This is a genomic window from Bradyrhizobium sp. CCBAU 51627, from assembly GCF_028128765.1.
In the GTDB taxonomy this organism is placed as follows: domain Bacteria; phylum Pseudomonadota; class Alphaproteobacteria; order Rhizobiales; family Xanthobacteraceae; genus Bradyrhizobium.
Window position 1 is genome coordinate 1,151,174 of the sequence record NZ_LBJG01000024.1, and the last position, 23,438, is coordinate 1,174,611.

Consider the following 23,438-nt stretch of genomic DNA (forward strand, 5'->3'; position numbering starts at 1 on the left):
GAAGCATGGCCGACGGTCCCGAACAGATTTTTCGTGCCAGCGCGTTGCAGCGCGCGGCATCTCCGGAAGAGCTCGACCATCTCGTCGCGATCACCAAGCCGGCCGACTGGATCCTGGCCGCCGTCGTCACGGTCGCACTCGTTGCGGCGCTGATCTGGGGAGTTTACGGCCGGATTCCCTCGCGCGTGTCGGGACAGGGAATTCTGGTCGGCAGCGGACGTGTCGTCGATGCAGTCTCTGCCGCGGAGGGACGGCTCGCTTCGCTCGGCGTTTCCGTCGGCGATCATGTCGAACGCGGGCAGTTGATTGCCCAGATCTCGCAGACCGACATCGAGCAGAAGTACGCAAATGCGGTGGAGACCTACAAAGAGCGTCAGCGCGAGCATGACGACATGGCTGCCAAGGTCAGGTCGGAGCTCGCGGCCAAGGCCTCGAATTTCGAAAAGCTCGAGGCCGCCTTCAACAAGGTCATCGAAGCGACCGGGCAGCGCGTTCAGTCCCTGGATGTCGACGTGAGGAATCTCGAGCAGCTCATGGCCAAAGGGCTGACCACGCGGAAGACGCTGGATGATCGCCGGCTCGAGTTGACCGAGGCGCAGCAGCGCCGGATGGATTCGCAAAACGAGATCCTCAAGCTGCACGCACAGAAATCCGATCTCGAAACCCAGCGCGAGCATGAATTGCAGCAGGCCGAGTTCGCCGCCAACAATGCGCGCCGTGAGATGCAGGCACTCGCCGGAACGCTGGGTCGAAATTCGCAGATTCTCAGTCCGATCGCAGGGCGAGTGGTCGAGATCAAGATATCGACCGGTTCGGTGCTCGCGGTCGGCACTCCGGTCGTCCTGATTGAAGACGAGGGCTCGAAGCTCGAGGCGATGGTCTATATCCCTGCCGAGCAGGGCAAGAGCGTCAAGCTGGGCTCGCAGGTGCGCCTCGCGCCCAGCACTGTCAAGCGCGAGGAGTTCGGCACGATGATCGGGACCGTGTCCAGCGTGTCGGATTTTCCCGTCACGCCGCAGGGCATGACTGCGGTGCTCCACAACGACCAGCTGGTCAAGGTGTTCTCTCACGACGGCGCGCCCTACGCCGTCGCCGTGTCCCTCGAGCGGGACGACACGACGACGAGCGGCTATCGATGGGCTGTCGGCAAGGGGCCGCAGGTTCATCTGACCAGCGGCACGCTGGTCCAGGCCGAAATCACCACCCGAAACCGGCGTCCGCTGGATCTTGTTGTTCCTCTCATCAGGAAGCTGACCGGGATCGATGGATAGTCCTGCCAAGCCTGCTCCGGGAGTCAAGAAAACACCTACCGTCCTGCAGATGGAGGCGGCGGAATGCGGCGCGGCCTGTCTCGCCATGGTGCTGGCTCATTATGGCCGGTGGGTGCCGCTCGAGCAGTTACGCGTCGAATGCGGCGTGTCGCGCGACGGCAGCAAGGCGAGCAATGTCGTCAGGGCGGCGCGGCGCTTCGGCCTGTCCGCAAAAGGCTTTCGGCAAGAGGTCTCGACGCTGCGCGCGACGCCGACGCCGTGCATCATTCACTGGAACCTCAATCATTTCGTCGTTCTCGAGGGGCTCGACGGAAAGTTCGCCTACATCAACGACCCGGCCATCGGGCGAAGGCGGGTCGGATTGGACGAACTCGACAGGAGCTTTACCGGCGTCGTGCTCGTCATGGAGCCGACCTCGGGCTTCGTCGCGCAAGGAAGCAAGCCTGGAGGACTGCGCCTGCTCATCCGTGAGCTGCGCGGATCGAAGGCCGCTGTCTGGCTGCTCGTCCTGCTCAGCTTCGTCATGGTTCTTCCCGGTCTCGTCGCCGCGAGCTTTTCGAAGATCTTCATCGACGACATTCTCATTCAGCATCTGGATGGATGGTTGCGCCCGCTCCTGGTCGGCATGGCCGCAACCGCGCTGATCCGCACAATTCTGGTGCTGCTCCAGCAATCCCTGCTGCTGCGGCTGCAGACGAAGCTGTCGGTCGTGATGATCAGTCGGTTCCTCTGGCGGGTGATGGCATTGCCGATGGAATTCTTCACCCAGCGCCACGCCGGCGATATCGCGACGCGCGTTGCGGCCAACGAGCAGATTGCCCGGCTGCTTGCAGGCGGCATTGCCACGAACGCGCTCAACCTCACCTCCGTCGTGTTCTTTGCGTTCGCGATGGCGGTCTACGATCAGTGGCTCGCCGCGATCTGCATCGCCCTGTCGCTGCTCAACGTCCTGTGCCTGCGCCTGTCTCACCGGCGGCGGGAGGACCTCAGTCGCGGGCTCTCGCAAGAACGCGGAAAGTCGCTGGGAGCGGTGATCAGCATCGTCAGGAGCATCGAAACGATCAAGGCAAGCGGGCTCGAGGACGAGGCTTTCGGACAATGGTCCGGCGTTCAGGCCAAGCTTCTCAATGCAGAGCGCGACCTTGCGTCGTCTTCGATCTTGCTCGACATGATCCCGACCCTGATCTCCGGACTGACCATGACGGCGATTCTCGTCCTTGGGGGTTTGCGGGTGATTGAAGGTTCGCTGACGCTCGGCAGCCTCGTTGCCTTCCAGGCGCTGATGGCAAGCTTCTCGGAGCCCGTCGCTGCGCTGGTCAATCAGGCCAGCGGCTTTCAAGTGATCAGGGGCGCGCTCGACCGCCTTGAAGACGTCTACAATTATCCGCTCGGTGACAAGCCGAAGACGGGTAGAGCCGACAGGCCATTCCCCGCCAAGCTCGCCGGAGGCCTCGAACTGAGGAACGTGCAGTTCGGCTATTCGCTGCTCGAGGCTCCCCTGATCGCGGACCTTTCCGTCGCTGTCAGTCCGGGATCGCGCGTGGCGCTTGTCGGCGCGTCCGGAAGCGGTAAATCGACGCTGGGTCGCCTGATTTGCGGCCTCAACAAGCCGTGGGCTGGAGATATCCTGATCGACGGCGTCCCGCTTGGGGACGTTCCGCCCGAGATCCTCGCCAACTCCATCGCCTATGTCGACCAGGATATCTTCCTGTTCGAGGGCACGGTGCGCGACAATCTCACCCTTTGGGACCGGACGACGCCGGACGTCGATCTGACGAGGGCGCTGCAAGACGGGCAGATCCAGGATGAGATCGCCATCAGGGCCGGCAATTACGAGACTTACGTCAGCGAGGGAGGGACGAATTTCAGCGGCGGGCAGCGTCAGCGCATCGAGATCGCGCGCGCTCTCGTCGGCCGCCCCTCGGTCATCGTTCTCGATGAAGCCACGGCTGCGCTCGATCCGATCACCGAGAAGGCGATTGACGATAATCTGCGCCGATCCGGCTGCACCTGCATCATCATCGCGCATCGTCTGAGCACGATCAGGGATTGCGACGAGATCCTCGTGTTGCGTCAGGGAAAGGTCGTCGAGCGCGGGACACACGAGAGCCTGCTGGCTCTCGACGGCGAATATGCAAGGCTGGTGTCCCAGCAATGACCCGTTCGGCTGAAAACATCTTGTCGTGCGCGAGGCTCGTCCCGGCGGAGCTTCCGTTCGACATGACGCTCGATGGTCGCAGGCCCATCCTGCTCGATCACCACGGCCATGTGCTGGAGGTGGTCGCCGGTTATCTCGACGTCTTCGCCGTCGATGTCGACGGTGGCGAATACGGGCGCAGACACCATTTGTTTCGGATCGAAAGCGGCGATGTCGTCCCCGATCTCCCGGCGCTCGTGGCCCCTGCAGGTCGCGGCGTGAGCTTCATCGCGGTGGGTACCGACGGCACGCGAACATCTGCGCGCTCCAGGACGGATCTGACGTCGGCAGCTCAGGCCACGCGCTGGATCGAACGCATGGCGCGTTTCGTCGCCGGACCTGCGCCGCTGTGGCAGATGGACGAACTGCCGGAGGGCGAAGCGCAGTTGCGTGCAAATCAGTGCGTCAGGGGACCCATGCGCGGGCTGCTTTGGCTGACCGTGGAGCGCGGCGACCTCAGGCTGATGGGCGCTGGCGCTTCCTACGCGGCGGGAAGTCAGCCGCTGCCGCTCACCGGCGGCCTGTGGGTCGAGGCGGGCGCGCAAGGGTGTGGCGGAGTCACAAGCGGCGTTACGCCGGCCTCGATCTGGCCGGCAATCGATCAGTTCCACCAAAGCTTCGTGGCCTGCGTCCAGCGCATTCTGGCTCATGAAGGAGTGGGAGAGAGCGAACGTCTGGCGAGTCGGAACGCTCTCGCGACCTCGCAGTCCGTCGAAGCCTTTGATCGCCTCTCCGGCATCATCGGGCGACGGTTCGATCATGATGCAGTCGACGCATCGTATTCCGACCGGCTGGCCGGCGCCTGCCAGCTGGTCGGAAGCGCGATGCGCGCGCCGATAACGATCTCCAGCCGCGTCGACAGCAGCCGGCAGGAATTCGCTGGACTGACGCGAATTGCACTCGATGCCCGTCTGCGACTGCGGCAGGTCCTGCTCCGGTCGGGCTGGTGGCGAACCGATGCCGGTCCGCTGGTCGGCTGGTTCGGCGAGAAGCGCGAACCGGTCGCTCTGGTCTACGAGCCGCGCCGCGGCTACATCATGATCGATCCGCTGACGAAAGCGCGCCTGCCGGTCGATCGCGCGGTGGCGGCGCAGATCGCTCCGGAAGCGGCGACGTTCTATCCGCCGTTACCGTCACGCGTCCTTAAGTTTCGGGACCTTCTGCAATTTTCCCTGCGTTATGCGCGCGGCAGCGGTCTGCGCATCGCTCTGGCGGTCGTGGTGATCGGACTTCTGTCGCTGGTGACGCCCTTTGTCACCAATCTGCTGATCAGCTCGATCATTCCGAGATCGGAGCTCGATCAGCTCGTTTTCTGCGCTCTCGCGCTCGGCCTGACGGCACTGGCGGTTGCCAGCGTCCAGGTCATGCAGGGTCTGGTCATGCTTCGCATGGAAGCGATGATCGACTGGCGATTGCAGTCGGCGATGATCGATCGCCTGCTCAGGCTGCCGACCGCGATCTTTCGGGAATTCACGGCGGGCGAGCTGGTCGACCGCGCAATGGGCATCGACGCCGCGCGGCGTGCCCTGACGGGCCACGCATTGCGGGGCATGATCGCCGGCCTGTTCTGTATCTTCAGCCTCGGCCTGATGGTCTACTACAGCCCGAAGCTGGCGTTGCTGGCGATCGGGCTGACATTGGTCAGGGCAGCCGCCATCATCTCCACCAACCTGCTGCGGTTGTATTACGAGAACAAGCACTTCAATCAGCAGGGCAAGGTCAGCGGATTCGTCCTGCAGTTGCTGACGGGTGTCGGCAAGTTGCGGGTATCGGGGGCGACCGGGCGCGCGCTCGGAATCTGGTCGAAGCAGTTCGCGACGCAAAAGCAGTATTTCGTGTCCTCGCAAATTGCCAGCAACGGCCTGGGCGCGTTCGAGGCGGCCTTTCCGACGATCGCGACGCTGATCATCTTTGCCTACGCATCCTATTCGAACAGCAACCTGCTCACGGATCTCGGCACGTTCTTCGCGTTCTTTTCCGCCTTCGGGCAATCGATGGGCGCCGTCGGCTCCTGGGCCGGCGGTGTCAGCGAGGCGCTGATTGCGATCCCGCCGCTGCTTCGGTTGCGGCCTCTGATTGCGAGCCTGACCGAGGTTTCGGACGACCGCAAGGCGCCGGGAGAACTGTCCGGCTCGATCGAGCTCGCGCGCGTCTCCTTCCGCTATCTGTCGAGCGGCCCTCTGGTGCTCGACAATGTCTCGTTGAAGATAGCGCCAGGCGAATACGTCGCGATCGTCGGTCCATCGGGAAGCGGCAAATCATCCTTGTTCCGGCTCCTGCTGGGATTCGAGCGGCCGGAATCGGGCGCGGTGTTCTACGACGGGAAATCAATCGAGACGCTGGATCTGAGTGCTTTGCGGCGCCAGCTCGGCGTCGTCCTGCAGAGCGCCCGGCTCGCGAACGGGAACATCTATGAGAATATCTGCGGTGGACTGCGGCTTTCGCTCGACCAGGTGTGGGAAGCCGCCCGGCTTGCCGGAATTGAAGAGGACATCAAGGCGATGCCGATGGGGATGCTGACCCAGATATCCGAAGGTGTCAGTACGCTTTCCGGAGGGCAACGTCAGCGCATCATGATCGCGCGTGCCATCGCGCGACGCCCACGCGTCCTGCTGTTCGACGAGGCGACGAGCTCGCTCGACAATCGATCCCAGGCCATCGTCAGTGATGCGTTGGAAAATCTGAACGTCACCCGGGTCGTCATTGCTCACCGGCTGAGCACCGTCAAGACGGCGGACCGGATCATCGTGCTGGTCGACGGCAAGATCGTCGAAAGCGGGACGTTCGAGGAGTTGATCGCCGCTGCTGGTGCTTTTGCGGCGTTTGCGCAGCGGCAATTGCTCTGACGGCCGTCTCAATCGATATCTGCAGGCTCTGGAAACGCAGCAGCAGGTGCGAAACTGGCCATCAATTCGAGCAAAAAAGGCAGCCGCTTGCCTCTGTGAGGGGCATCACAGTCCAACCAGACCGCCCGCGGTACTCCTGCGACCACCAGATGAGAGGGGATGGCCCCTTCCTTCACAGCGGGAGACGCAAATGACCGAGCGCAGCAATCAAGACCGCAGAGAGCTGGACGACCGTGAACTGGAATCCGTGTGCGGCGGCTTCTTCAATGATGGAGGCTGCATCGGGCCGTGGATTGTGAATGGAAAGATCACGACGCAGCAGCCCCCCGGCCCGAACCCCTGGCTGCCTGGCGGCATCTTCCACCGCTGAGAACCACACGTTCAAACCGTTCCATCACACATCGAGAGGAGCGACCACAATGCTGAACCTGAAACAGGCCAACCCGGACATCATCGAACTGAACGACGCGGAGCTTGAAGCGGTCGTCGGCGGCAACTGGCTCGGCGACGCCCTCCGCGCCATCGGCGGCGCCATCAAGGACGCCGCCCTATGGGTCGGCGGACTCATCTTTGGCGGCTTGCAGGGACCGGGCAACCTGCGCGGCCCGTTTGGCCCGGGATCGGGCCCGGGACAGCCGCCGTTCTGAGCCCGTTTTCCGAGCTGCTCGCGAATGGGAGGCCGCCTCAGCTGGCGGCCTCTTTCACTTCCGGCCCATCACCCTGCGTCGAGGCGGCAAGACGCGGTCATCCGGGAAGGGCGGCTTGCTGACGACGGTGATCTCGACCCGCATCTCGTGCGCCAACTTGCTTGCACTGGTTCAGAAACCTCCGTGCGTCATCCATGCATGCAGCAGCGTGAACTGCCGCGCTGTGCCGCGATCAGCGGCACGGCGCTTTCGGGCTAGTGCCGGAGCCGTCGAAGCCGTCACTTGCTCGCGCCATCAAGGCGGTGCTACGTTTCCACACGGCGCCGATTTGACACTCAGCTTGCGGGCGCTTCTCAAAATGCAGCTAAAGCGAATGGCCAGTCCTGCATCCTCCCGCAACAAGAGCATCGTCGGTCGTCCCGCATGGGGAGGGCGAGATGAAATTTGCTGCGATCGCGGACATCCATGGCAATTGCCCGGCGCTTGAAGCCGTGCTCGCCGACATCGCCGAGCTCGGCGTCAGTGAAATCGTCAATCTCGGCGATCACGTCAGCGGCCCGCTCGAGGCCGTCAGGACTGCGGACCTGCTGATGGAGCGGGGCTTTCCATCGGTGCAGGGCGACCAGGATCGCATTCTCGTCGAGCTCTGGCGGGGCGGGCAATCGGCGAGGAGCGATTTCCGGCAGCTGGAGCGCAGGCATTTCGACTGGATGGCCGGCATGCCGCCGACGCTCGTCTATCGCGAGAACGTGTTTCTCTGCCATGCATCTCCGAAGGACGATGCGGCCTTCTGGCTCGATCACGTCGCTGCCGACGGCAGCGTCCGCGCCAGTTCGGTCGCCATGATTGAAGCTGGCGCTGCAGGCATCGCCGCAGAACTGATTCTCTGCGGACACACGCATATCCCGCGTGTGGTCCGCCTGAGGGACGGGCGCATGATCGTCAATCCCGGCAGCGTCGGGCTGCCCGGTTACGATGGGCGGACGCCCGTTCCCTATGTCGTCGAGGTCGGCGCGCCCCAGGCCTGCTACGCAATTCTGGAGCGGACCCGCGCAGGCTGGTCCGCGACGATGCGCTACGTGCCCTACGACGGCACGGCCATGGCTGCACTCGCGCGCGACAAGGGCATGCCGAGCTGGGCCAGCGCGATTGCCAGTGGCTGGGTTCAACGGTGAGCTTGCGAGGATGCGCGGCAGCAGACCGCTGCTATTGCGCAGCCTCTGCGAGCAGTGCCGTCGGATAGACCGGCTTGATGATGAACCTTGCCCCGGGCGGCAGGGGCCGGGGCAGCGGACGACCCGAGATCACGATGATCCGTATGCCGGCGTTCTGCTGTTGGGCAAAGTGTGCGAGATCGACGCCATTCATCTTCCCGACCAGGCTGATGTCGGTGACGATCAGGGACGGGTGCCGTGCCTTCACGGCCAGAGCAGCTGTTTCGGCGTCCTCGCACTGGAGCACGTCGAAGTTGTTGTCCTCGAGCAGCATCGTAAGCATTTCGCGCTGAATGTCGTCATCCTCGACGACGATGGCGATCGGCCGGATCGGCTTCGATTGGGCCATGATTGCACCTCACTTCCCAGCATTTGTTAAGCGCGGAAGAGGTGAATCCGTTCCCGGTGCGCTCTCTGGTGTTCCGCTCACGTCGGGGTTGCAGTTTGTCAGCGATCCCGCGGGCAGTTCGCGCAGAAAAGTCTCCGATTGGATCAGTATCGCGCGAACGAACTTGCGTTCGTCGATGGCCTCGCTGGTGAAATAGCCGTGCTTGACGGCATTGCCGTTCCCAACTGGCGCTCCTGATCCCGCGGTGCCGCCATGCATGCGGCAGCGTGTTTTGCCGCGCAGTGCCGGCGCGCGGCAGGTTTCACCATTGCGCGTCCGGGCGCCGCAGCGCGCGCTTGCCCGCATGGGACCGGTGTTGCGGGTGTGGCTCACGGTGTGACCGCTTCCGCCAGTCCCGGCTGCGCCGCGATCAGATTCGCGTGCTGGGTGAAATGGCCGACGACCGCCTTGCCGCCGTCCTGCACTGACAGGTTCTGCACAGTGATCGCGCAGGCGCCGTTGCTGCGATGCCGGTTCAGCGCCTCCATCTGCGCTGCGTAGGTGCGAGCCAGCCGGGTCAGTGCGCGCGTGAGGCTCTCCTGCTGCGGCACGTCGTCAGTGCAGGCGAGACGACAGGCGCAGCGCATCGACGCGACGTGGATGCTCACTATCTGCGCCGCCAGCATGGCTTCGAGCGAATCCTTTGGTGCGATGCTCTTCAGCATCGAGACCATGAACGACAGATTGCCCTGGTCCGGCTTGCGCGCAACCGCGCTGGCCTTGACCAACTGGCTGAGCAGGCCATGCAGCGCATCGCGATCGACGGCGCCGAGTGCCTCGGCCAACAGCTTTTCGCCGGCGCGCGTATCGGGATGCTCGATCACGATGCGGCTGCGGCGGAGCTTGACCTTCGGGCTTGCGATGATCGCGGCGGGAGCGCTGGCCGCGATCGCTGTCTCGTGATGCGTCAGGGATGTCGTCATGCGATGTGTCCTTCCGGGCGCAGGCGCAATGGCTCGCGGCGAGCAAAGCCGATCGCGCACCTGCCGTGCGGCGGTTGAGATTGTCAGATGTCGATGAGGCGTTTTCGCGCGGCCGGGCCGAGGCGTCCATGACCGGACGTGGCGTGGCGATGGCCGAACTCGCGATGATGCCATCATGCTCCTGTTTTGCCCGACGGGTCAACCGGTATTCTGGAATTCCGTAGTTGCCTTTGCGTAAGTCCTTGTTTCGACAGGACTGCGCTACTGTGCATGAGGTTGTTTTCGGAATTTGATCTGGAGGATGGCGCTACGGGCGGCGCCCGGGAAGATCAAGGTGCCTTTCCGCTGCGGCCCAGCTGTGCCAGCAGGTCGAGCAGCGGTCGTTGTCCTTCGTTGATCTTCTCGTACGCCTGCGCGAGTGTAAACCATTCGGCGCGGTCGACCTCCGGGAAACACTGCCGGTTGCCGCTCCGGGGCGGCCATTCGATCTCAAATGTGTTGCTATGGATGCCGGCTACCTCGACGTCCAGCTCGGCTGCGAAGGCGGTGACGATTTTCCCGCCGCGCTGTTTGACCTGACCGAGCAAGGTCAGCGGCACCAATACTTCAAATCCGAGTTCTTCGGCAAACTCTCGGCGTGCTGCAACCTCGGCGTCCTCGTCCTCGACATATTCGCCTTTGGGAATCGACCACGCGCCAAGATCCTTGTTGCGCCAGAAAGGTCCTCCGGGATGGACGAGGAGCACCTCGCATATGCGGCGTTTTCGATAGGCAAGGATGCCGGCGCTTCTCGATGGCATCGCAAGATTCCGTGCAGGCGGGGTTCTTTCAGTCTGTTTATCAGTTCGACTCGCGTGCCGCGACTCGGATGGCGTGCGTCTTTGCTCCTTTCGCGCGGGCCGCGATCATGCTGCGTGCCTTGCCGTGGGATGCTGCGCCCTTGTGGAGCAGGGCAACGAGACGCTTGCGGGCTCGGTTTGCCGAGAGCCGCGCAGCCAATTGCTCGGCCCTGCGGATGATGGTGACGGTCGAAGGCGCAAGATTCGCGGGCACCCAGGCGACGTCCTTGCTCTTGGACAGGCTGCCAACACCTTCACAAGGCGCCTCGCGCGGCAGGTCGATCCGGATCGCGAGGGCGTCCGAGCGTTCGATCCAGTCCTCGGCCCTGGTGCCGGTGATGATGCGGACATAGTCGCGCGTCTCGCGCGGCAAGTCGCTCTCCCTGGCGAGCCATTTCTGGATCCGGCCGGGGCCGGCGTTGTAAGCGGCCGCGGCAAGGCCGAGATTGCCGAAATCGTCGCGGAGCTTGCGCAGGAACTTCGCCGACGCGGGCAGCGCCTTCATGGGGTCGAAGGGATCATCGAGCCCGACCTCTGCGGCGGTCTCCGGCATGAATTGCGCAACTCCTTGCGCACCGGCCTGGCTGACCTCGTTGGATTTGAAGCGGCTCTCTTGCCAGAGCAGGCGGGCGAAGAACGGCACGGGAATGCCGCTTGCCTCGGCCGCTTCCTTGAGAGCGCGGCAGAATTGCTCGGTCGGTGAAGCCGGAGCCTGTTCGGCCGTTTCGAGCACGGGGGGCGGCTCGATGGTCTCCTCGTACGACGCGCGCGCATTGGCGAGCTCGATCGCCTGCACGCTTGCGAGGAACATTTCGACGAGGGGAACCAGCGAGGGCGCGCGATCGGACTTTGGTGTCGCGCTGTCGAAATAGGGACTTTGGGCCGGCGGAGAGCTGACGTCGCACATCAGAATCAGGAACGCAGCGCAAGCCGCGACGAGAAATCGCATCTCGGTAAGAGTCCTCGAACTGTGGGAGAACGACCAGCGGCACGCCGGTGAAAGGACTTCTTAACCGCAATTGCGGCGAAGCTGCGATCTTGGAAGAGCGCCGGTGTCAGTACGGTGTTCCGCCGCAGGAACGCGAAATGGCTCCCGCGTTTCCGGGGGAACCGCAGCGGGTGCAGGAGTTCGGCGAAGGCACGTCTAGGAATTGGGTTGTATCAGCCGGCAATGAAGGCGAGCAGGGTACCGTTGGCCTTGGCGGGAGGCACGACGATCGCAGCTTCACTGCGCAAACCCGCGGAGCCGAGTACCTTCGCCGTCGCCGCGAGATCGCCGCTGACGAGCACCAGCGCCGCGCCGCCGCGTTCGGAGAGGCCGGTGAGCGGCACGCCGGGATAGCGTTTGCTGAGTTGCTCCAGCGTCAGATAGACGAAGGCCGCGCGGTCGCCGCCCGAGGCCACCGTTACCGCGCCGTTGTCCTCCGCTTTCGGATCGCGATCGATCAGCCGCGCCAGATGCGCCGCTTCCTTCGCGGGCTCGGGTGTTGCGATCAGCACCTCGCTGATCCGCTTCGCCGCATTGGCGTGGGTCATCAATTCTGGAATCCACACCGTCTCGCGCGTCTTGTGTTGGCAGGCGAAGATGCGCACGCCGCCCGGTGCTTCGGCTGTCGGCCACATGAAGGTGCGGAATTTGGCGGCCGAGACCGTGCCATCGGGCAGCCTCACCGGCCGCTCGAAATCGGTCGGGCCGATCGGCGCGAAGCCGCGTGCGCGGATCTCTTCGGCGCCTTCAGCAGAATCGATCGCGGTGAAGGCGATGCGTTCGATGCCCTCGCCCTGCCGCTCGACAAAGGCGCGCGCCGGCGCGTTGTGCTCGGTTGCGACCAGCACGCCGAGCAGCTCCATATAATCGGGATCGAACATGATGGTGTAGTTGCCGGTGCCCATATGCGCGCTGTGAGTGCCGCGCGGCGAGAGCGTGAAGCCGAGCTGGCGATAGTTTTCGGCAGCGCTATCGAGATCTTTCACCATGACCACGGCGTGGTCGATACCGATGACGTTCTTGAGGGCCACTGTGATTTCCCCGGCAATTGCGAACTGACTTTGGACGGCCCACGGCCGCCGGTCCTGTCTACGACGGATAGGCGCTCAAGTCATTTTCAAATCGAGGGGAGATCAGGAATTTCATTCCGCAGAGCGCGACGTCGGCGCACTATGATCAGCGATCCTGCCCGCTGATATAGGCGGCGAGGACGGCGCGCTCCTCGCTGGTCATTTCGGTGATATTGCCCGGCGGCATCGCATTGGACCAGGCCGCGACGCGGCCGATCAGGCGGATGTTGCGATGGATGTGCTCGGGCGCATCGAGCAGAATTCCCTTCGGTGCCGTCACGATCCCATCCCAGACCGGCTCGGCCGCGTGGCACATGCTGCAGCGGGACATCACGATCTCCTCGACATTGGCGAGGGTCGGTTGTGTCGAGAGCGCGCCTGCCTTGATCTCGCGCGGACCGGCAGCGGAGAGGAAGAGGATCGCGATCGCGCCTGCTGCCGCGACGCCCCACATCCACCACGGCGATTTGCGCCCGGCATGGCCCTCGTTGAAGAAATGGCGGATCACCGGCCCCAGCGCCAGCACGATCGCAACGATGATCCAGTTGAAGCGCGTGGCGTAGAGCAGGGGATAATGGTTGCTGATCATCAGCACGACGACCGGCAGCGTCAGATAGTTGTTGTGAACCGAGCGTTCCTTGCTGGTCTTGCCGAGCTTCGGGTCGGGCGCCTCTCCGGCGATCAGGCTTGCGACGATCTTCTTCTGGTTCGGGATGATCACGGCGAAGACGTTGGCGACCATGATGGTGCCGATGATCGCGGCGATCTGGTTGAAGGCACCGCGGCCGCTCAGCACATGGGTGAAGGCGTATGTGAGGGCGACCAGGAACAGATAGCCGCCGACGGCGAAGGGCAGCTCGCGCTGCGCGAGGCCAGTGCGGCAGGCGGCTTCGTAAAGCAACCAGGCCAGCGCGAGGCTGCAGAGGCTGAACAATCCAGCCTGAACCGGCGTGAGGTCGAGGATCGATCTATCGATCAGGAACAGATCGGCGTCGAGATAATACACCACCACCATCAGCGCGAAGCCGGATAGCCAGGTCGTATAGGCCTCCCACTTGAACCATGTCAGTTCGTCCGGCATCCGGGTCGGTGCGACCAGATATTTCATGATCCGGTAGAAGCCGCCGCCATGGACCTGCCAGGCCTCACCCTGCACTCCATCTGGCAGATCGCCCCTGGGGTTGAGGCTGAGGTCGAGGGCGATGAAATAGAACGAGCTGCCGATCCAGGCGATCGCGGCCACCACGTGCAGCCAGCGCAGCAGCAGGCTCGCCCATTCCGATACGATTGATCCCCACATGATCACCCCATCAATCGCGACGCAGATGCCGCAACTTTGATGACCGCAACCGGCGGTCGAGTCCCTACAATGTGTTGCACCGATCCGCGCCGTTTTCCAGTACGATGGGTCGCAGCAAATGCACATCGTGCGGGCATGAGCTGACGTGGGATACGGCAGGCCAAGTCCGGGAGGAAGGCAACGTGATATCTCGTGTTCCGCACATTGCGCTGGCCGCATGGCTGTGGGTTGTTTGCGTTGGCGCGCAAGCGGATCCCGTGCTGCAAGGAAAGGACGCTTTTGGCGACTGGCATGCGGACAAGCCCGGTACAATCAGGCTGATCCGACCGCAGGACTTGCCGATGCCCGGCGCCTCGCGTTCGGTCTCCAACCCCACGCGTGTGACGGCGCGTGGTGGCGCCACGCCGCTTGTGCCGGAGGGATTCAAGAGCGAGCTTTTGGTTGATGGCTTGTCCGACGCACGCGTGCTGCGCGTCGCGCCGAACGGCGACATCTTCGTTGCCGAGACTGGACCTGGGCGCGTTCGCGTGCTGCGCCTCGAGGAGGGCGGAGCCAAGGTTGCGACCAACGAGGTCTTTGCCAGCGGTCTCAACCGCCCGTTTGGAATCGCTTTCTTTCCGAACGGCGACAATCCGCAATGGATCTATGTCTCCAATGCCGGCAACGTCGCCCGCTTTCCCTATCGCGTCGGCGACCTGAAGGCGTCGGGTAAGCCTGAAATCGTGGTGGCGAACCTTGCGCACGGATCGGGCCATTCCACCCGCGATATCGTGTTCACGCCCGACGGCAAGCGCATGCTGGTGTCGGTCGGCTCCGCCAGCAATGTCGCCGAAGGTATGGGAAGCCCGCCCGGCGGCCTCGAGACCTGGTCGCGCACGCAAGCCCTTGGCGCGTCCTGGGGCTATGAGGCGGAGCGTGCCGCGGTGCTCAGCTTCAATCCCGAGGGCAAGGACCGCAAGCTCTATGCCACCGGCATTCGCAACTGCGTCGGCCTCGCGATCCAGCCGCAGACCGGGCGGCCCTGGTGCTCGACCAACGAACGCGATGGCCTCGGCGATGATCTCGTGCCCGACTACGTCACGAGCGTGAAGGAAGGCGCCTTCTACGGCTGGCCCTGGTTCTATATCGGCAACAACGAAGATCCGCGTCACGCCGGTGCACGACCGGATCTAAAGGACAAGGTGACGGTGCCGGACGTGCTGGTGCAGCCGCATTCGGCCTCGCTCGGCATGACCTTCTATCAGGGCACACAATTTCCATCTGAATACCAGGGTGACGCCTTCGCCGCCGAGCACGGCTCCTGGAACAGGTCGAAGCGCACCGGCTATAAGGTAATCCGTATCAAGATGAAGGATGGCAAGCCAACCGGCGAGTACGAGGATTTCGTCACCGGCTTTGTCGTGAACGACGCGCAGGTCTGGGGACGGCCGGTCGGCATCGCAGTTGCCAGGGATGGATCGCTGCTGATTTCGGAGGATACTGGCGGCACGGTCTGGCGGGTGACGTATTCGCACTGAACGAGCCCTTTCGCCTCTGTCCGCAAGCGGGGAGAAGGAGAAGAATGCGCTAGCCCCGCCTCACGCTCGCCCCGCCATCGACCGGCAGCGTCACCCCCGTAATGAAGTTCGCCTCGTCCGACGCGAGGAACAGCGCGGCATTCGCGACGTCCCAGCCGGTACCCATCTTCTTGCGCAGCGGCACCTTGCTGTCGCGTTCGGCTTCGACCTCGGCGCGGGTCTTGTGCCACTCGCGGGCGCGGGTGTCGACGGCCATCGGGGTGTTCATCAGGCCGGGCAGGATGACATTGGCGCGGATGCCGTATTCGGCGTTCTGATAAGCGAGCTGTTCGGTGAAAGCGATCATCGCCGACTTTGTCGCCTTGTAGGCGACGTAGGGATAGGTGATGATCGCCGCCATCGACGAGATGTTGATAATGGCGCCGCTCTTCTGCGCGCGCATGATCGGGATCACCTCTTTCGCCGCGAGGATACAGCTTTTCAGATTGATGGCGACGACACGGTCGAACGCCTCCTCGGTGATTTCCAGCAGTTCGGCATCGCCGCCGGACAGGCTGACGCCGACATTGTTGTGCAGCACGTCGATGCGGCCCCAGCGCGATTTGGCGTCGGCGACCATCGCCTTGATGTCGCCTGACTTGGTCACGTCGGCTCTGAAAGCTGCGGCGGTGCCTTTTGTCGCCGCGATCAGGTTCACGGTCTCCTGCGCTGATTCCAGATGATGGTCGACGCACAGCACCTTCGCGCCCTCGCGCGCAAAGGTCAGCGCGGTGGCGCGGCCATTGCCCATGCCTTCGCCGGGGCTCTGGCCGGCACCCACGACGATCGCAATCTTGTCCTGCAAGCGCATGCTAGTCCACTCCCGGGATCGGGTACTGCTGGAGTACCTCGTTTCATCCCCGTTGTTTTTCGCAACGATAGCAACACGGGGCGAGGGTGAGAAGGCCGGGCGCTCCGCGCTCATGTCATTGACATCGCATGAATTTGCATGCCGCCGGCGAGATTGGGGCCGGTCGGTCTACCAGCTCTAGGAACCGTCTTCACGTGATCGCGTTTGTTGCGGAGCCTTTCTCCACGTTAGGCTGTCGCCCGGGGCTTCCAACCGCCAGTGGCTTGCCGATGAATCTGCTCGATCCACAAGGCCCCGTGGCTGCGGCCAACAGCACCATTTTGGTCGATTCCGTCTTCATCATGCTGGCGATCGTGGTGCCGACCATTGTCGCAATCCTGGCCTTTGCGTTCTGGTTTCGCGCATCCAACCCGAAAGCGAACTTTCAGCCAGATTTCGTCTATTCCGGTCGCGTCGAGATGGTGGTGTGGGCGATTCCAGCGCTGACCGTCATCCTTCTCGGCGGTGTCGCCTGGATCGGCTCACACCAGCTCGATCCCGCAGCACCCGTGCCGGGCACCGGCAGCCCGGTGCGCATCCAGGCGGTCTCGCTCGATTGGAAGTGGCTCTTCATCTATCCGGACCAGCGCATTGCCACCGTCAATATGCTGACGGTGCCGGCGGGAGCCGAGCTGAACATCCAGCTGACGTCGTCGAGCGTGATGAACACGTTCTTCATCCCGCAGCTCGGCAGCATGATCTACACCATGAACGGCATGGTGACGAAGCTGAACCTGCGCGCCGACAATGAGGGGAAGCTCAAGGGTTTGTCGGCGCACTTCTCCGGCGACGGCTTTCCGGACATGATGTTCGACGTCAACGTGATCTCGCCACTGTCATTTCCGGACTGGGTTGCGACCACGGCGAAGACCGACGCTGTGCTGAACGAGGATAGCTACAAGAAGCTGATGCAGCAGGGCATCGAGAAGGGCAGGCCGACCTATCGCCTGGAAGATCCGCGTCTGTTCGACCTGATCGCGACCCAGCACATTCCCCCAGGGCCAGGGCCGCAGCTCGCATCCGAAGCCGGCCGGTCGCAGAGTGGAGGCCACGATGCTCGGTAAGCTCGACTGGTCGGCCATCCCGTTCGATCAGCCCATTCCGCTCATCGCAGGTGGCGTTGTGCTGGCAGGGATCCTCGCCGTGCTGATCTGGGTCGTGGTGAAGGGGCATCTGCCCTATCTCTGGCACGAATGGATCACCAGCGTCGATCACAAGCGGATCGGCGCGATGTACATCCTGCTGGCCTCGGTGATGCTGCTGCGCGGCGGCAGCGACGCCATCATGATGCGGATCCAGCAGGCGATCGCCTATCAGTCGCAGGGGTATCTGCCGCCGGAACACTACAACCAGATTTTCTCGGCGCACGGCACCATCATGATCTTCTTCGTGGCGATGCCGTTCGTGATCGGGCTGATGAACCTCGTCGTGCCGCTTCAGCTCGGGGTGCGCGACGTGGCTTTCCCAACGCTCAATTCCGTCGGCTTCTGGCTGACTGCGACCGGCGCGCTGCTTGTCAATCTGTCGCTGGTGATCGGCGAGTTCGCCCGCACGGGCTGGCTCGCCTTCCCGCCGCTGTCGGAGCTGTCCTATTCGCCCGGTGTCGGCGTCGATTATTACGCCTGGTCGCTGCAGATCTCCGGCGTCGGAACGCTGGTCGCAGGCATCAATCTGGTCACAACTGTCCTGAAGCTGCGCACCAAGGGCATGAATTATCTGCGCATGCCGATGTTCTGCTGGACGACGCTGGCCTCGAACCTTTTGATCGTCGCGGCGTTTCCGATTCTCACTGCAACGCTCGCGATGCTGCTGCTCGACCGTTACCTCGGCTTCCACTTTTTCACCAATGAGGCCGGCGGCAACGTGATGATGTTCATGAACCTGATCTGGGCCTGGGGACATCCGGAGGTCTACATCCTGGTGCTGCCGGCCTTCGGCATCTACTCCGAGGTGGTGTCGACCTTCTCCAGCAAGCCGCTGTTCGGCTATCGCTCCATGGTGCTCGCGACCATGGCGATCTGCATCATCTCCTTCATGGTCTGGCTGCATCACTTCTTCACGATGGGAGCCGGCCCAGACGTCAACGCCATCTTCGGCATTGCCAGCATGATTATCGCAGTGCCGACCGGGGTGAAAATCTACAACTGGCTGTTCACGATGTATGGTGGCCGGATCCGCTTCGCGACGCCGATGCTGTGGTCTGTCGGCTTCATGGTGACCTTCATCATCGGTGGGCTGACAGGCGTCCTGGTGGCGGTGCCGCCGGCCGACTTCATGCTCCACAACAGCATGTTTCTGGTCGCGCACTTTCACAATGTCATCATCGGCGGCGTGCTATTTGCGGCTTTCGCTGGCTTCGAGTACTGGTTCCCAAAGGCGTTCGGCTTCCGTCTCGACGAACGCTGGGGCAAGGTGGGATTCTGGTTCACCTTTGTCGGCTTCTGGGTCACCTTCATGCCGCTCTACATCGTGGGCATGTTGGGCATGACCCGGCGCATGCAGCATTACGATGTCGCGGAGTGGCGACCCTGGATGCTGGTGGCCGCGTTCGGCATGTTGTTGCTGACGATCGGCGTGCTCGCGCAGATCACGCAAGTCGTGGTCAGTGTCAGGAATCGCGACGCGTTGCGCGACCGCACCGGAGACCCCTGGGACGGCCGTTCGCTCGAATGGGCGACCTCGTCCCCCCCACCCGTCTTTAACTTCGCCTTCTATCCCGATGTCCGTGGCGAGGATGCCTATTGGGCGCTGAAGCAGCATGCGAAGGAGCAGCAGCTCGGGGACCATCCAGGGCCGGAATATCAGGACATCGAGATGCCCAGGAACTCGCCGACCGGGTTCGTCTGCGCGTTCTTTGCCACCGTCATGGGCTTTGCGCTGATCTGGCACATCTGGTGGATGGTCATCCTTGGCGGCGTCGGCGCGTTCGCGACCTTCGTCGTGTTCGCCTGGCGCGACCATGATGAGTACGTCATTCCGGCGGCAGAGGTCGAACGGATCGATCGCATCAATATCGAGGAGCGGCGCAGCCTCGTCAGCATGGCGGGAGCTGTCTGATGTCGATGACCGCAACAGTAGCCCACGCGCATGCCGATCCCCATCACATCGGCCGCGCCGCCGAGCACCCCGGGCCCGCGCCGAAGCGGATCGTCACCGCTTACGGCTTCTGGGTATTCCTGCTCTCCGACATCGTGATGTTCTCCTGCTTCTTTGCGGCCTACGCGGTGCTGTCTGGCCAGACCGCTGGTGGGCCCAAGGGATCGGAGATCTTCGAGCAGCGCAACGTCGCGATCGAGACAATCTGCCTGCTGCTCTCGAGTTTTACTTGCGGCATGGCGAGCATCGCGGCCGATGTCCGCAACCGGTTCTGGTTCTATCTCGGCATGGCCGTGACCTGCGTGCTTGGGCTGATCTTCCTCGCCATCGAGTTCAGGGAGTTTGCCGACCTCGTTGCCCGCGGTTACGGCCCCTCGCGCAGCGCTTTCCTGACCGCCTTCTTTTCGCTGGTCGGTTGTCACGGCCTGCACGTCTCTGCCGGCGTGCTGTGGCTCCTCACCATGATGGCCCAGGTCTTCGCCAAGGGCTTTCGCGCCGACGTCCTGCGCCGGATGATGTGCTTTGCGCTGTTCTGGCACGCGCTCGACATCATCTGGGTCGGCGTGTTTTCCGTCGTCTACCTGCTTGGAGGTGGCGCATGAGCGATCAGACGCACATGCATGTCGAACACGACCTCGCGCCGGGCGAAGAAGAGCAACACAGCGTCGGCGAGCGCATTCTCGGCTATGTGGTCGGTCTCGGCCTTGCGCTGCTGCTCACCGCGACCTCGTTCTTCATCGCGGGCACCAATCTGGTCTGGCAGCCCTCGATTCCCGTTGCGCTGATCGTGCTCGCGATCGCGCAGATGGGTGTGCATCTCGTCTTCTTCCTGCACATCACGACGGGGCCTGATAACACCAACAACGTGCTGGCGCTGGCTTTCGGCCTGCTGATCGTCTTTCTGGTGGTCGGTGGTACCGTCTGGATCATGGCGCATCTCAACCAAAACATGCCGCCGATGGATCAGTTCATTCGGATGCACAGCTAGATCAGCACAAAAAAGAAGAGCCGCTTGTTTGTGGCAAGCGGCCCAAGTCTAGGGAGGAAACGCCCGAGCAAAGCAATCGGACCGAGGCCGAATTGCCGCCAAGGAAACGCTCGCGCGAAGCGCTTGCGTACACATATAGGTGCAGCAACTCCCGTTTCAGTTCAATTCCGGATCAATACGGTCTCGGACTACCACTCACGGGTGAGTGAAGCCGCTGGTTCACTTTGGCCGGCGGCAATTATAGGCCTTGCGGAAGCCTGAGGCCTGGGCGTCGTCCTCCGAGCAGAACCAGCGGTCCGGCTTGGTGGTAGCGGCGTAGCTCGGGCAGCCGCGCAGATGATAGATGCCGATATTGCCGGTGACACGCGCGCGCACCGCGAGCTTGCCCTTGATGGCGCAGTTGGGTGGCGCCGTCAGCTCCTCCGGAAACAGCACCGCGCGAATCTCCTTGTCGCGATCGGCGCGGCAGGCGGCGCCCAGCAATGCGCCGTCCTTCTTGCCGGTGCGGAATTCTTGCGGTGCAACAAAGCAACCCTTCCAGATGCCGGCCGATGCGGTCTTGGCCTCGGCGGCGGCGGGCTTCACGTTGGCCTTGAGGGGCTCGCGCGCGATGGCAAAGCCCAGCCTGACCAGTCGCTCATTCAACGAAACCTTGTCCCCCTCGACCGTGCAGATCGCGCGATGGCGCTTGCCAAAGTTTTTCTCGGGACCGACATCGTCGCAACGCACCGGCTTTCCACCGATCAGTTTGGCGAGTTGGTCGCGGGCCTCGATGCCGCAGGTCCAGGGATCGGCATGGTCGTCGATGCAGATCTGGTCCAGCTCGGGCGCGTCGACGCCGTCGAGCCGATAGGTGACGTCGCCGAGCTGGATCGAATTGGCGTCCCGGACCGTCGCGGCCGCCGTCAGCGCGGTGGCGGGATTTGAAGTCCCCAGAAGTCCGGGCAGAGCGAGCAACATAAAAAGTGCGCAGGCGCGGGCGACGGCAAATGAATTCTCGAAGGACATAACTTCTCGCTATCGATTGCTCTTGCCCCTCGTTCCTAGCATCCGGCAGTCGCAAGACCAATGGTCTGCGCTGTGCGAAGTACGACATTCGCCCGCAAGCCTTTACTCGCTGGCCAGTCTGCCCCTATCGTTCTGCGGCTTTGCAAGCCGTGATGGCCGAATCGCCCGGAAAGCGGCGAGGGCGGGAGGAAGAAGCTTTGATAAAGGACCCCGTGGACGTCCTGATCATCGGCGCCGGCGCTTCGGGCGCGGCGGTCGCATGGTCGTTGGCCGAAACCAAGATGCACATCCTCTGTCTCGAGCAGGGCGGCTGGATGAACCCCGCCGAATATCCCAGCACCGGCCGCGACTGGGAAGCCAAGTTCTTCGGCGAGTGGTCGTCGAGCCCCAACGTTCGCGGCCGTCCCGAGGACTATCCTGTTAACGACGACAATTCCCCGATCAAGGTCGTGAACTATAACGCCGTCGGCGGCTCGACCGTGATGTACACCGCCCACTGGCCGCGGCTGCACCCCTCCGATTTCAAGGTGAAGACGCTTGATGGCGTCGCCGACGACTGGCCGGTCGACTACGACGCGCTGACGCCCTTCTACGAAGAGAACGACCGGATGATGGGCACGTCGGGCCTGTCAGGCGATCCGCTCTCGCCGCTGACGCATCCGCCGATGCCGCAGCAGCCGCTGGGATTGTCCGGCGCGATCATCGGCAAGGCCATGAACAAGCTCGGCTGGCACTGGTGGCCGTCGGACACGACGGTCGCCACCATGGACTATGAGGGCCGCGCGCGCTGCATCAATCTCGGCCATTGCACGCCGGCCTGCGCACAAGGTGCGAAGTCTTCCACCGACATCACCTATTGGCCGCATGCGATCCGCGCCGGCGCCGAGCTGCGCACGCACTGCCGGGTGCGCGAGATCACCACCGACGAGAACGGCATGGCCTCCGGCGTGGTCTACTACGACAAGGATGGTGTCGAACAGTTCCAGCCGGCGCATGTCGTCATCATCGCCTGCAACGGCGTCGGCACGCCGCGGCTGCTGCTCAATTCGAAATCCGACCGCTTTCCAAATGGTCTTGCCAACTCATCCGGTCTCGTCGGCAAGAACCTGATGTTCCACCCTTACGCGCAGATCTACGGTTATGTGAAGGAGCCGACCGACAGCAATCGCGCGCCGCCGACCTGCCTGTGGAGCAAGCAGTGGTACGACACGGATCTGTCGCGCGGCTTCGTGCGCGGCTATGGGGTCCAGTTCGTGCGCGGCGCCGGGCCGGTGTTCGAGGCTGTCGTCAGCGAGCAGAAGGGCATTCTGCCGTGGGGCGAAGATCATCATCGCGTCTTCCGCAAGCTCAATGGCCACCGGCTCGGGTTCTCCGCGATCTGCGAGGATCTGCCAGAGGAGCACAACCGGGTCACGCTCGATCCCGTGCTGAAGGACAGCCATGGTATCCCCGCGCCCAAGATCGACTACACGATCAGCGAGAACAGCCAGAAAATGATGGACCATGCGCTCGCTCGCGGCCGCGAGGTGCTGGAAATGGCGGGCGCGACCGACATCTGCATCAACTCGCCGATCCCGTGGGGCGGCTGGCATTTGCTCGGCACTGCGCGGATGGGCATCGACCCAAAAAAATCCGTCGTCAATGAATGGGGCCGCACGCACGACGTCAAGAATCTCTTCATCGTTGACGGGAGCATCTTCGTCACCTCGGGCGGTGTGAATCCGACCTCCACCATCCAGGCCCTTGCGCTCTACATCGCCGATCAGATGAAGCAGCGTCTGGCCAATCTGTTCGACTGAGGCCGCTATGTCCGAAAGCCTTCAACTCACGCGCGCTCAACGCGACGACCTCCGCACCATCGCCGCGATGATCGTGCCCGCCAGCGACGAGTACAAGGTGCCCGGCGCCGACGATGCCGCGATCCAGGCCGATATGTTGGCGACGCTCGGTCGCGACATCAGACTGGTCTCGGCGGCGCTCGACCATCTGGTGCGGCTGGCCGGCGGGCCGCTCGCCGAGCTCGACGCGACGAAGCGCGATGCTGTGGCGCAGGAGTTTCGCAAGAATGGCGGCGCGGCCGCGGCAACGCTCGTTCGCGTGGTCCTGCAATGCTACTACCGCGACGACCGCGTGCTGCGCTCGCTCGGGCTCGAGCTGCGCGCGCCGTTCCCCAAGGGTCATGTGCTCCCGGATGGTGACTGGGCGCTGCTCGACCCGGTCAAGGCAAGGGGCGGCACGCTGCGGCGCGCGCCCTAGC

22 protein-coding genes are annotated in these 23,438 nt (G+C 63.3%); 13 read left to right on the top strand and 9 right to left on the bottom strand.

Features of this window, described 5'->3' with window-relative positions:
* Positions 1-5 precede the first annotated feature (5 nt).
* The 6 genes from XH88_RS20285 (at position 6) to XH88_RS20310 (ending at position 8,136) form a co-directional block, all read left to right on the top strand.
* Entirely contained in the window at positions 6-1,271 is a 1,266-nt protein-coding gene (locus XH88_RS20285) for an NHLP bacteriocin system secretion protein (protein WP_271670015.1), read from the top strand.
* The gene (locus tag XH88_RS20290; RefSeq protein WP_271670016.1) at positions 1,264-3,429 is read left to right on the top strand and encodes an NHLP family bacteriocin export ABC transporter peptidase/permease/ATPase subunit; all 2,166 of its coding nucleotides are present in this window, start codon (positions 1,264-1,266) and stop codon (positions 3,427-3,429) included. The genes XH88_RS20285 and XH88_RS20290 overlap by 8 nt, the downstream gene beginning before the upstream one ends.
* The gene (locus XH88_RS20295) at positions 3,426-6,314 is read left to right on the top strand and encodes an NHLP bacteriocin export ABC transporter permease/ATPase subunit (protein ID WP_271670017.1); all 2,889 of its coding nucleotides are present in this window, start codon (positions 3,426-3,428) and stop codon (positions 6,312-6,314) included. Before XH88_RS20290 ends, XH88_RS20295 begins: the two co-directional genes overlap by 4 nt.
* Before the next feature lie 190 nt (positions 6,315-6,504).
* Positions 6,505-6,684, top strand: a complete 180-nt coding sequence (locus XH88_RS20300) for a hypothetical protein (protein ID WP_271670013.1) — start codon at positions 6,505-6,507, stop codon at positions 6,682-6,684.
* Between the two features lie 49 nt (positions 6,685-6,733).
* Positions 6,734-6,961: a hypothetical protein gene (locus XH88_RS20305; protein ID WP_271670012.1), complete on the top strand. Its 228-nt coding sequence runs from the start codon at positions 6,734-6,736 to the stop codon at positions 6,959-6,961.
* 437 nt (positions 6,962-7,398) lie between these two features.
* Positions 7,399-8,136, top strand: a complete 738-nt coding sequence (locus XH88_RS20310) for a metallophosphoesterase family protein (protein ID WP_271670018.1) — start codon at positions 7,399-7,401, stop codon at positions 8,134-8,136.
* A 31-nt stretch (positions 8,137-8,167) separates the two neighbouring features.
* On the opposite strand, the gene XH88_RS20315 is transcribed toward XH88_RS20310, so the two are convergent.
* The 7 genes from XH88_RS20315 to XH88_RS20345 form a co-directional block, all read right to left on the bottom strand.
* Positions 8,168-8,524, bottom strand: coding sequence for a response regulator (locus XH88_RS20315; protein ID WP_271670019.1), 357 nt, complete (start codon positions 8,522-8,524; stop codon positions 8,168-8,170).
* A 9-nt stretch (positions 8,525-8,533) separates the two neighbouring features.
* A complete protein-coding gene (locus tag XH88_RS20320) occupies positions 8,534-8,896 on the bottom strand; it encodes an HGGxSTG domain-containing protein (RefSeq protein ID WP_271670020.1) in 363 nt (120 codons plus the stop codon).
* Positions 8,893-9,486 (bottom strand): hypothetical protein, encoded by a 594-nt coding sequence (locus tag XH88_RS20325; RefSeq protein ID WP_271670021.1) that lies wholly within the window; start codon positions 9,484-9,486, stop codon positions 8,893-8,895. Before XH88_RS20325 ends, XH88_RS20320 begins: the two co-directional genes overlap by 4 nt.
* Positions 9,487-9,815: 329 nt before the next feature.
* Positions 9,816-10,286, bottom strand: coding sequence for an NUDIX domain-containing protein (locus XH88_RS20330; protein ID WP_271670022.1), 471 nt, complete (start codon positions 10,284-10,286; stop codon positions 9,816-9,818).
* A 40-nt stretch (positions 10,287-10,326) separates the two neighbouring features.
* Positions 10,327-11,274: a lytic transglycosylase domain-containing protein gene (locus XH88_RS20335; RefSeq protein ID WP_271670023.1), complete on the bottom strand. Its 948-nt coding sequence runs from the start codon at positions 11,272-11,274 to the stop codon at positions 10,327-10,329.
* Positions 11,275-11,486: 212 nt separating this feature from the next.
* Entirely contained in the window at positions 11,487-12,344 is an 858-nt protein-coding gene (locus XH88_RS20340) for a VOC family protein (protein ID WP_271670024.1), read from the bottom strand.
* A gap of 145 nt (positions 12,345-12,489) precedes the next feature.
* Positions 12,490-13,683: a urate hydroxylase PuuD gene (locus XH88_RS20345; RefSeq protein ID WP_271670025.1), complete on the bottom strand. Its 1,194-nt coding sequence runs from the start codon at positions 13,681-13,683 to the stop codon at positions 12,490-12,492.
* 182 nt (positions 13,684-13,865) lie between these two features.
* On the opposite strand from XH88_RS20345, the gene XH88_RS20350 reads away from it, so the two are divergent.
* Positions 13,866-15,200 (top strand): PQQ-dependent sugar dehydrogenase, encoded by a 1,335-nt coding sequence (locus XH88_RS20350; RefSeq protein WP_271670026.1) that lies wholly within the window; start codon positions 13,866-13,868, stop codon positions 15,198-15,200.
* A 49-nt stretch (positions 15,201-15,249) separates the two neighbouring features.
* Here XH88_RS20350 and XH88_RS20355 read toward each other — a convergent pair whose 3' ends face one another.
* On the bottom strand, positions 15,250-16,050 hold the full coding sequence (locus XH88_RS20355; RefSeq protein ID WP_271670027.1) for an SDR family NAD(P)-dependent oxidoreductase: 801 nt from the start codon (positions 16,048-16,050) through the stop codon (positions 15,250-15,252).
* Positions 16,051-16,319: 269 nt separating this feature from the next.
* On the opposite strand from XH88_RS20355, the gene XH88_RS20360 reads away from it, so the two are divergent.
* Genes XH88_RS20360 through cyoD form a run of 4 tightly spaced genes read left to right on the top strand, consistent with a single transcriptional unit; the run spans position 16,320 to position 20,173 of the window.
* Positions 16,320-17,153 carry a cytochrome ubiquinol oxidase subunit II gene (locus tag XH88_RS20360; protein WP_271670028.1) on the top strand — a complete coding sequence of 278 codons (834 nt, stop codon included), beginning with the start codon at positions 16,320-16,322 and terminating at the stop codon, positions 17,151-17,153.
* Positions 17,143-19,146: a cytochrome o ubiquinol oxidase subunit I gene (gene cyoB, locus XH88_RS20365; RefSeq protein ID WP_271670029.1), complete on the top strand. Its 2,004-nt coding sequence runs from the start codon at positions 17,143-17,145 to the stop codon at positions 19,144-19,146. Before XH88_RS20360 ends, cyoB begins: the two co-directional genes overlap by 11 nt.
* Positions 19,146-19,787 carry a cytochrome (ubi)quinol oxidase subunit III gene (locus XH88_RS20370; protein WP_271670030.1) on the top strand — a complete coding sequence of 214 codons (642 nt, stop codon included), beginning with the start codon at positions 19,146-19,148 and terminating at the stop codon, positions 19,785-19,787. The genes cyoB and XH88_RS20370 overlap by 1 nt, the downstream gene beginning before the upstream one ends.
* Entirely contained in the window at positions 19,784-20,173 is a 390-nt protein-coding gene (gene cyoD / locus XH88_RS20375; protein WP_271670031.1) for a cytochrome o ubiquinol oxidase subunit IV, read from the top strand. Before XH88_RS20370 ends, cyoD begins: the two co-directional genes overlap by 4 nt.
* Positions 20,174-20,392: 219 nt before the next feature.
* Here the strand turns inward: cyoD and XH88_RS20380 are convergent, their stop codons facing one another.
* The gene (locus tag XH88_RS20380; RefSeq protein WP_271670032.1) at positions 20,393-21,181 is read right to left on the bottom strand and encodes a thermonuclease family protein; all 789 of its coding nucleotides are present in this window, start codon (positions 21,179-21,181) and stop codon (positions 20,393-20,395) included.
* Between the two features lie 200 nt (positions 21,182-21,381).
* Here XH88_RS20380 and XH88_RS20385 point away from each other — a divergent pair, with 200 nt between their 5' ends.
* Together XH88_RS20385 and XH88_RS20390 are read left to right on the top strand one after the other, a co-directional pair.
* The gene (locus tag XH88_RS20385) at positions 21,382-22,980 is read left to right on the top strand and encodes a GMC family oxidoreductase (RefSeq protein ID WP_333909259.1); all 1,599 of its coding nucleotides are present in this window, start codon (positions 21,382-21,384) and stop codon (positions 22,978-22,980) included.
* A 7-nt stretch (positions 22,981-22,987) separates the two neighbouring features.
* Positions 22,988-23,437, top strand: coding sequence for a hypothetical protein (locus XH88_RS20390; RefSeq protein ID WP_271670034.1), 450 nt, complete (start codon positions 22,988-22,990; stop codon positions 23,435-23,437).
* The last annotated feature ends 1 nt before the right edge of the window (position 23,438 follow it).

What these genes read in the sequence shown, in the direction of transcription:
- XH88_RS20285 (WP_271670015.1), top strand. Translation starts at nt 6, where the DNA reads ATGGCCGACGGTCCCGAACAGATTTTTCGTGCCAGCGCGTTGCAGCGC.
- XH88_RS20290 (WP_271670016.1), top strand. Translation starts at nt 1,264, where the DNA reads ATGGATAGTCCTGCCAAGCCTGCTCCGGGAGTCAAGAAAACACCTACC.
- XH88_RS20295 (WP_271670017.1), top strand. Translation starts at nt 3,426, where the DNA reads ATGACCCGTTCGGCTGAAAACATCTTGTCGTGCGCGAGGCTCGTCCCG.
- XH88_RS20300 (WP_271670013.1), top strand. Translation starts at nt 6,505, where the DNA reads ATGACCGAGCGCAGCAATCAAGACCGCAGAGAGCTGGACGACCGTGAA.
- XH88_RS20305 (WP_271670012.1), top strand. Translation starts at nt 6,734, where the DNA reads ATGCTGAACCTGAAACAGGCCAACCCGGACATCATCGAACTGAACGAC.
- XH88_RS20310 (WP_271670018.1), top strand. Translation starts at nt 7,399, where the DNA reads ATGAAATTTGCTGCGATCGCGGACATCCATGGCAATTGCCCGGCGCTT.
- XH88_RS20315 (WP_271670019.1), bottom strand. Translation starts at nt 8,524, where the DNA reads ATGGCCCAATCGAAGCCGATCCGGCCGATCGCCATCGTCGTCGAGGAT.
- XH88_RS20325 (WP_271670021.1), bottom strand. Translation starts at nt 9,486, where the DNA reads ATGACGACATCCCTGACGCATCACGAGACAGCGATCGCGGCCAGCGCT.
- XH88_RS20330 (WP_271670022.1), bottom strand. Translation starts at nt 10,286, where the DNA reads ATGCCATCGAGAAGCGCCGGCATCCTTGCCTATCGAAAACGCCGCATA.
- XH88_RS20335 (WP_271670023.1), bottom strand. Translation starts at nt 11,274, where the DNA reads ATGCGATTTCTCGTCGCGGCTTGCGCTGCGTTCCTGATTCTGATGTGC.
- XH88_RS20345 (WP_271670025.1), bottom strand. Translation starts at nt 13,683, where the DNA reads ATGTGGGGATCAATCGTATCGGAATGGGCGAGCCTGCTGCTGCGCTGG.
- XH88_RS20355 (WP_271670027.1), bottom strand. Translation starts at nt 16,050, where the DNA reads ATGCGCTTGCAGGACAAGATTGCGATCGTCGTGGGTGCCGGCCAGAGC.
- XH88_RS20360 (WP_271670028.1), top strand. Translation starts at nt 16,320, where the DNA reads ATGAATCTGCTCGATCCACAAGGCCCCGTGGCTGCGGCCAACAGCACC.
- cyoB (WP_271670029.1), top strand. Translation starts at nt 17,143, where the DNA reads ATGCTCGGTAAGCTCGACTGGTCGGCCATCCCGTTCGATCAGCCCATT.
- XH88_RS20370 (WP_271670030.1), top strand. Translation starts at nt 19,146, where the DNA reads ATGTCGATGACCGCAACAGTAGCCCACGCGCATGCCGATCCCCATCAC.
- cyoD (WP_271670031.1), top strand. Translation starts at nt 19,784, where the DNA reads ATGAGCGATCAGACGCACATGCATGTCGAACACGACCTCGCGCCGGGC.
- XH88_RS20380 (WP_271670032.1), bottom strand. Translation starts at nt 21,181, where the DNA reads ATGTCCTTCGAGAATTCATTTGCCGTCGCCCGCGCCTGCGCACTTTTT.
- XH88_RS20390 (WP_271670034.1), top strand. Translation starts at nt 22,988, where the DNA reads ATGTCCGAAAGCCTTCAACTCACGCGCGCTCAACGCGACGACCTCCGC.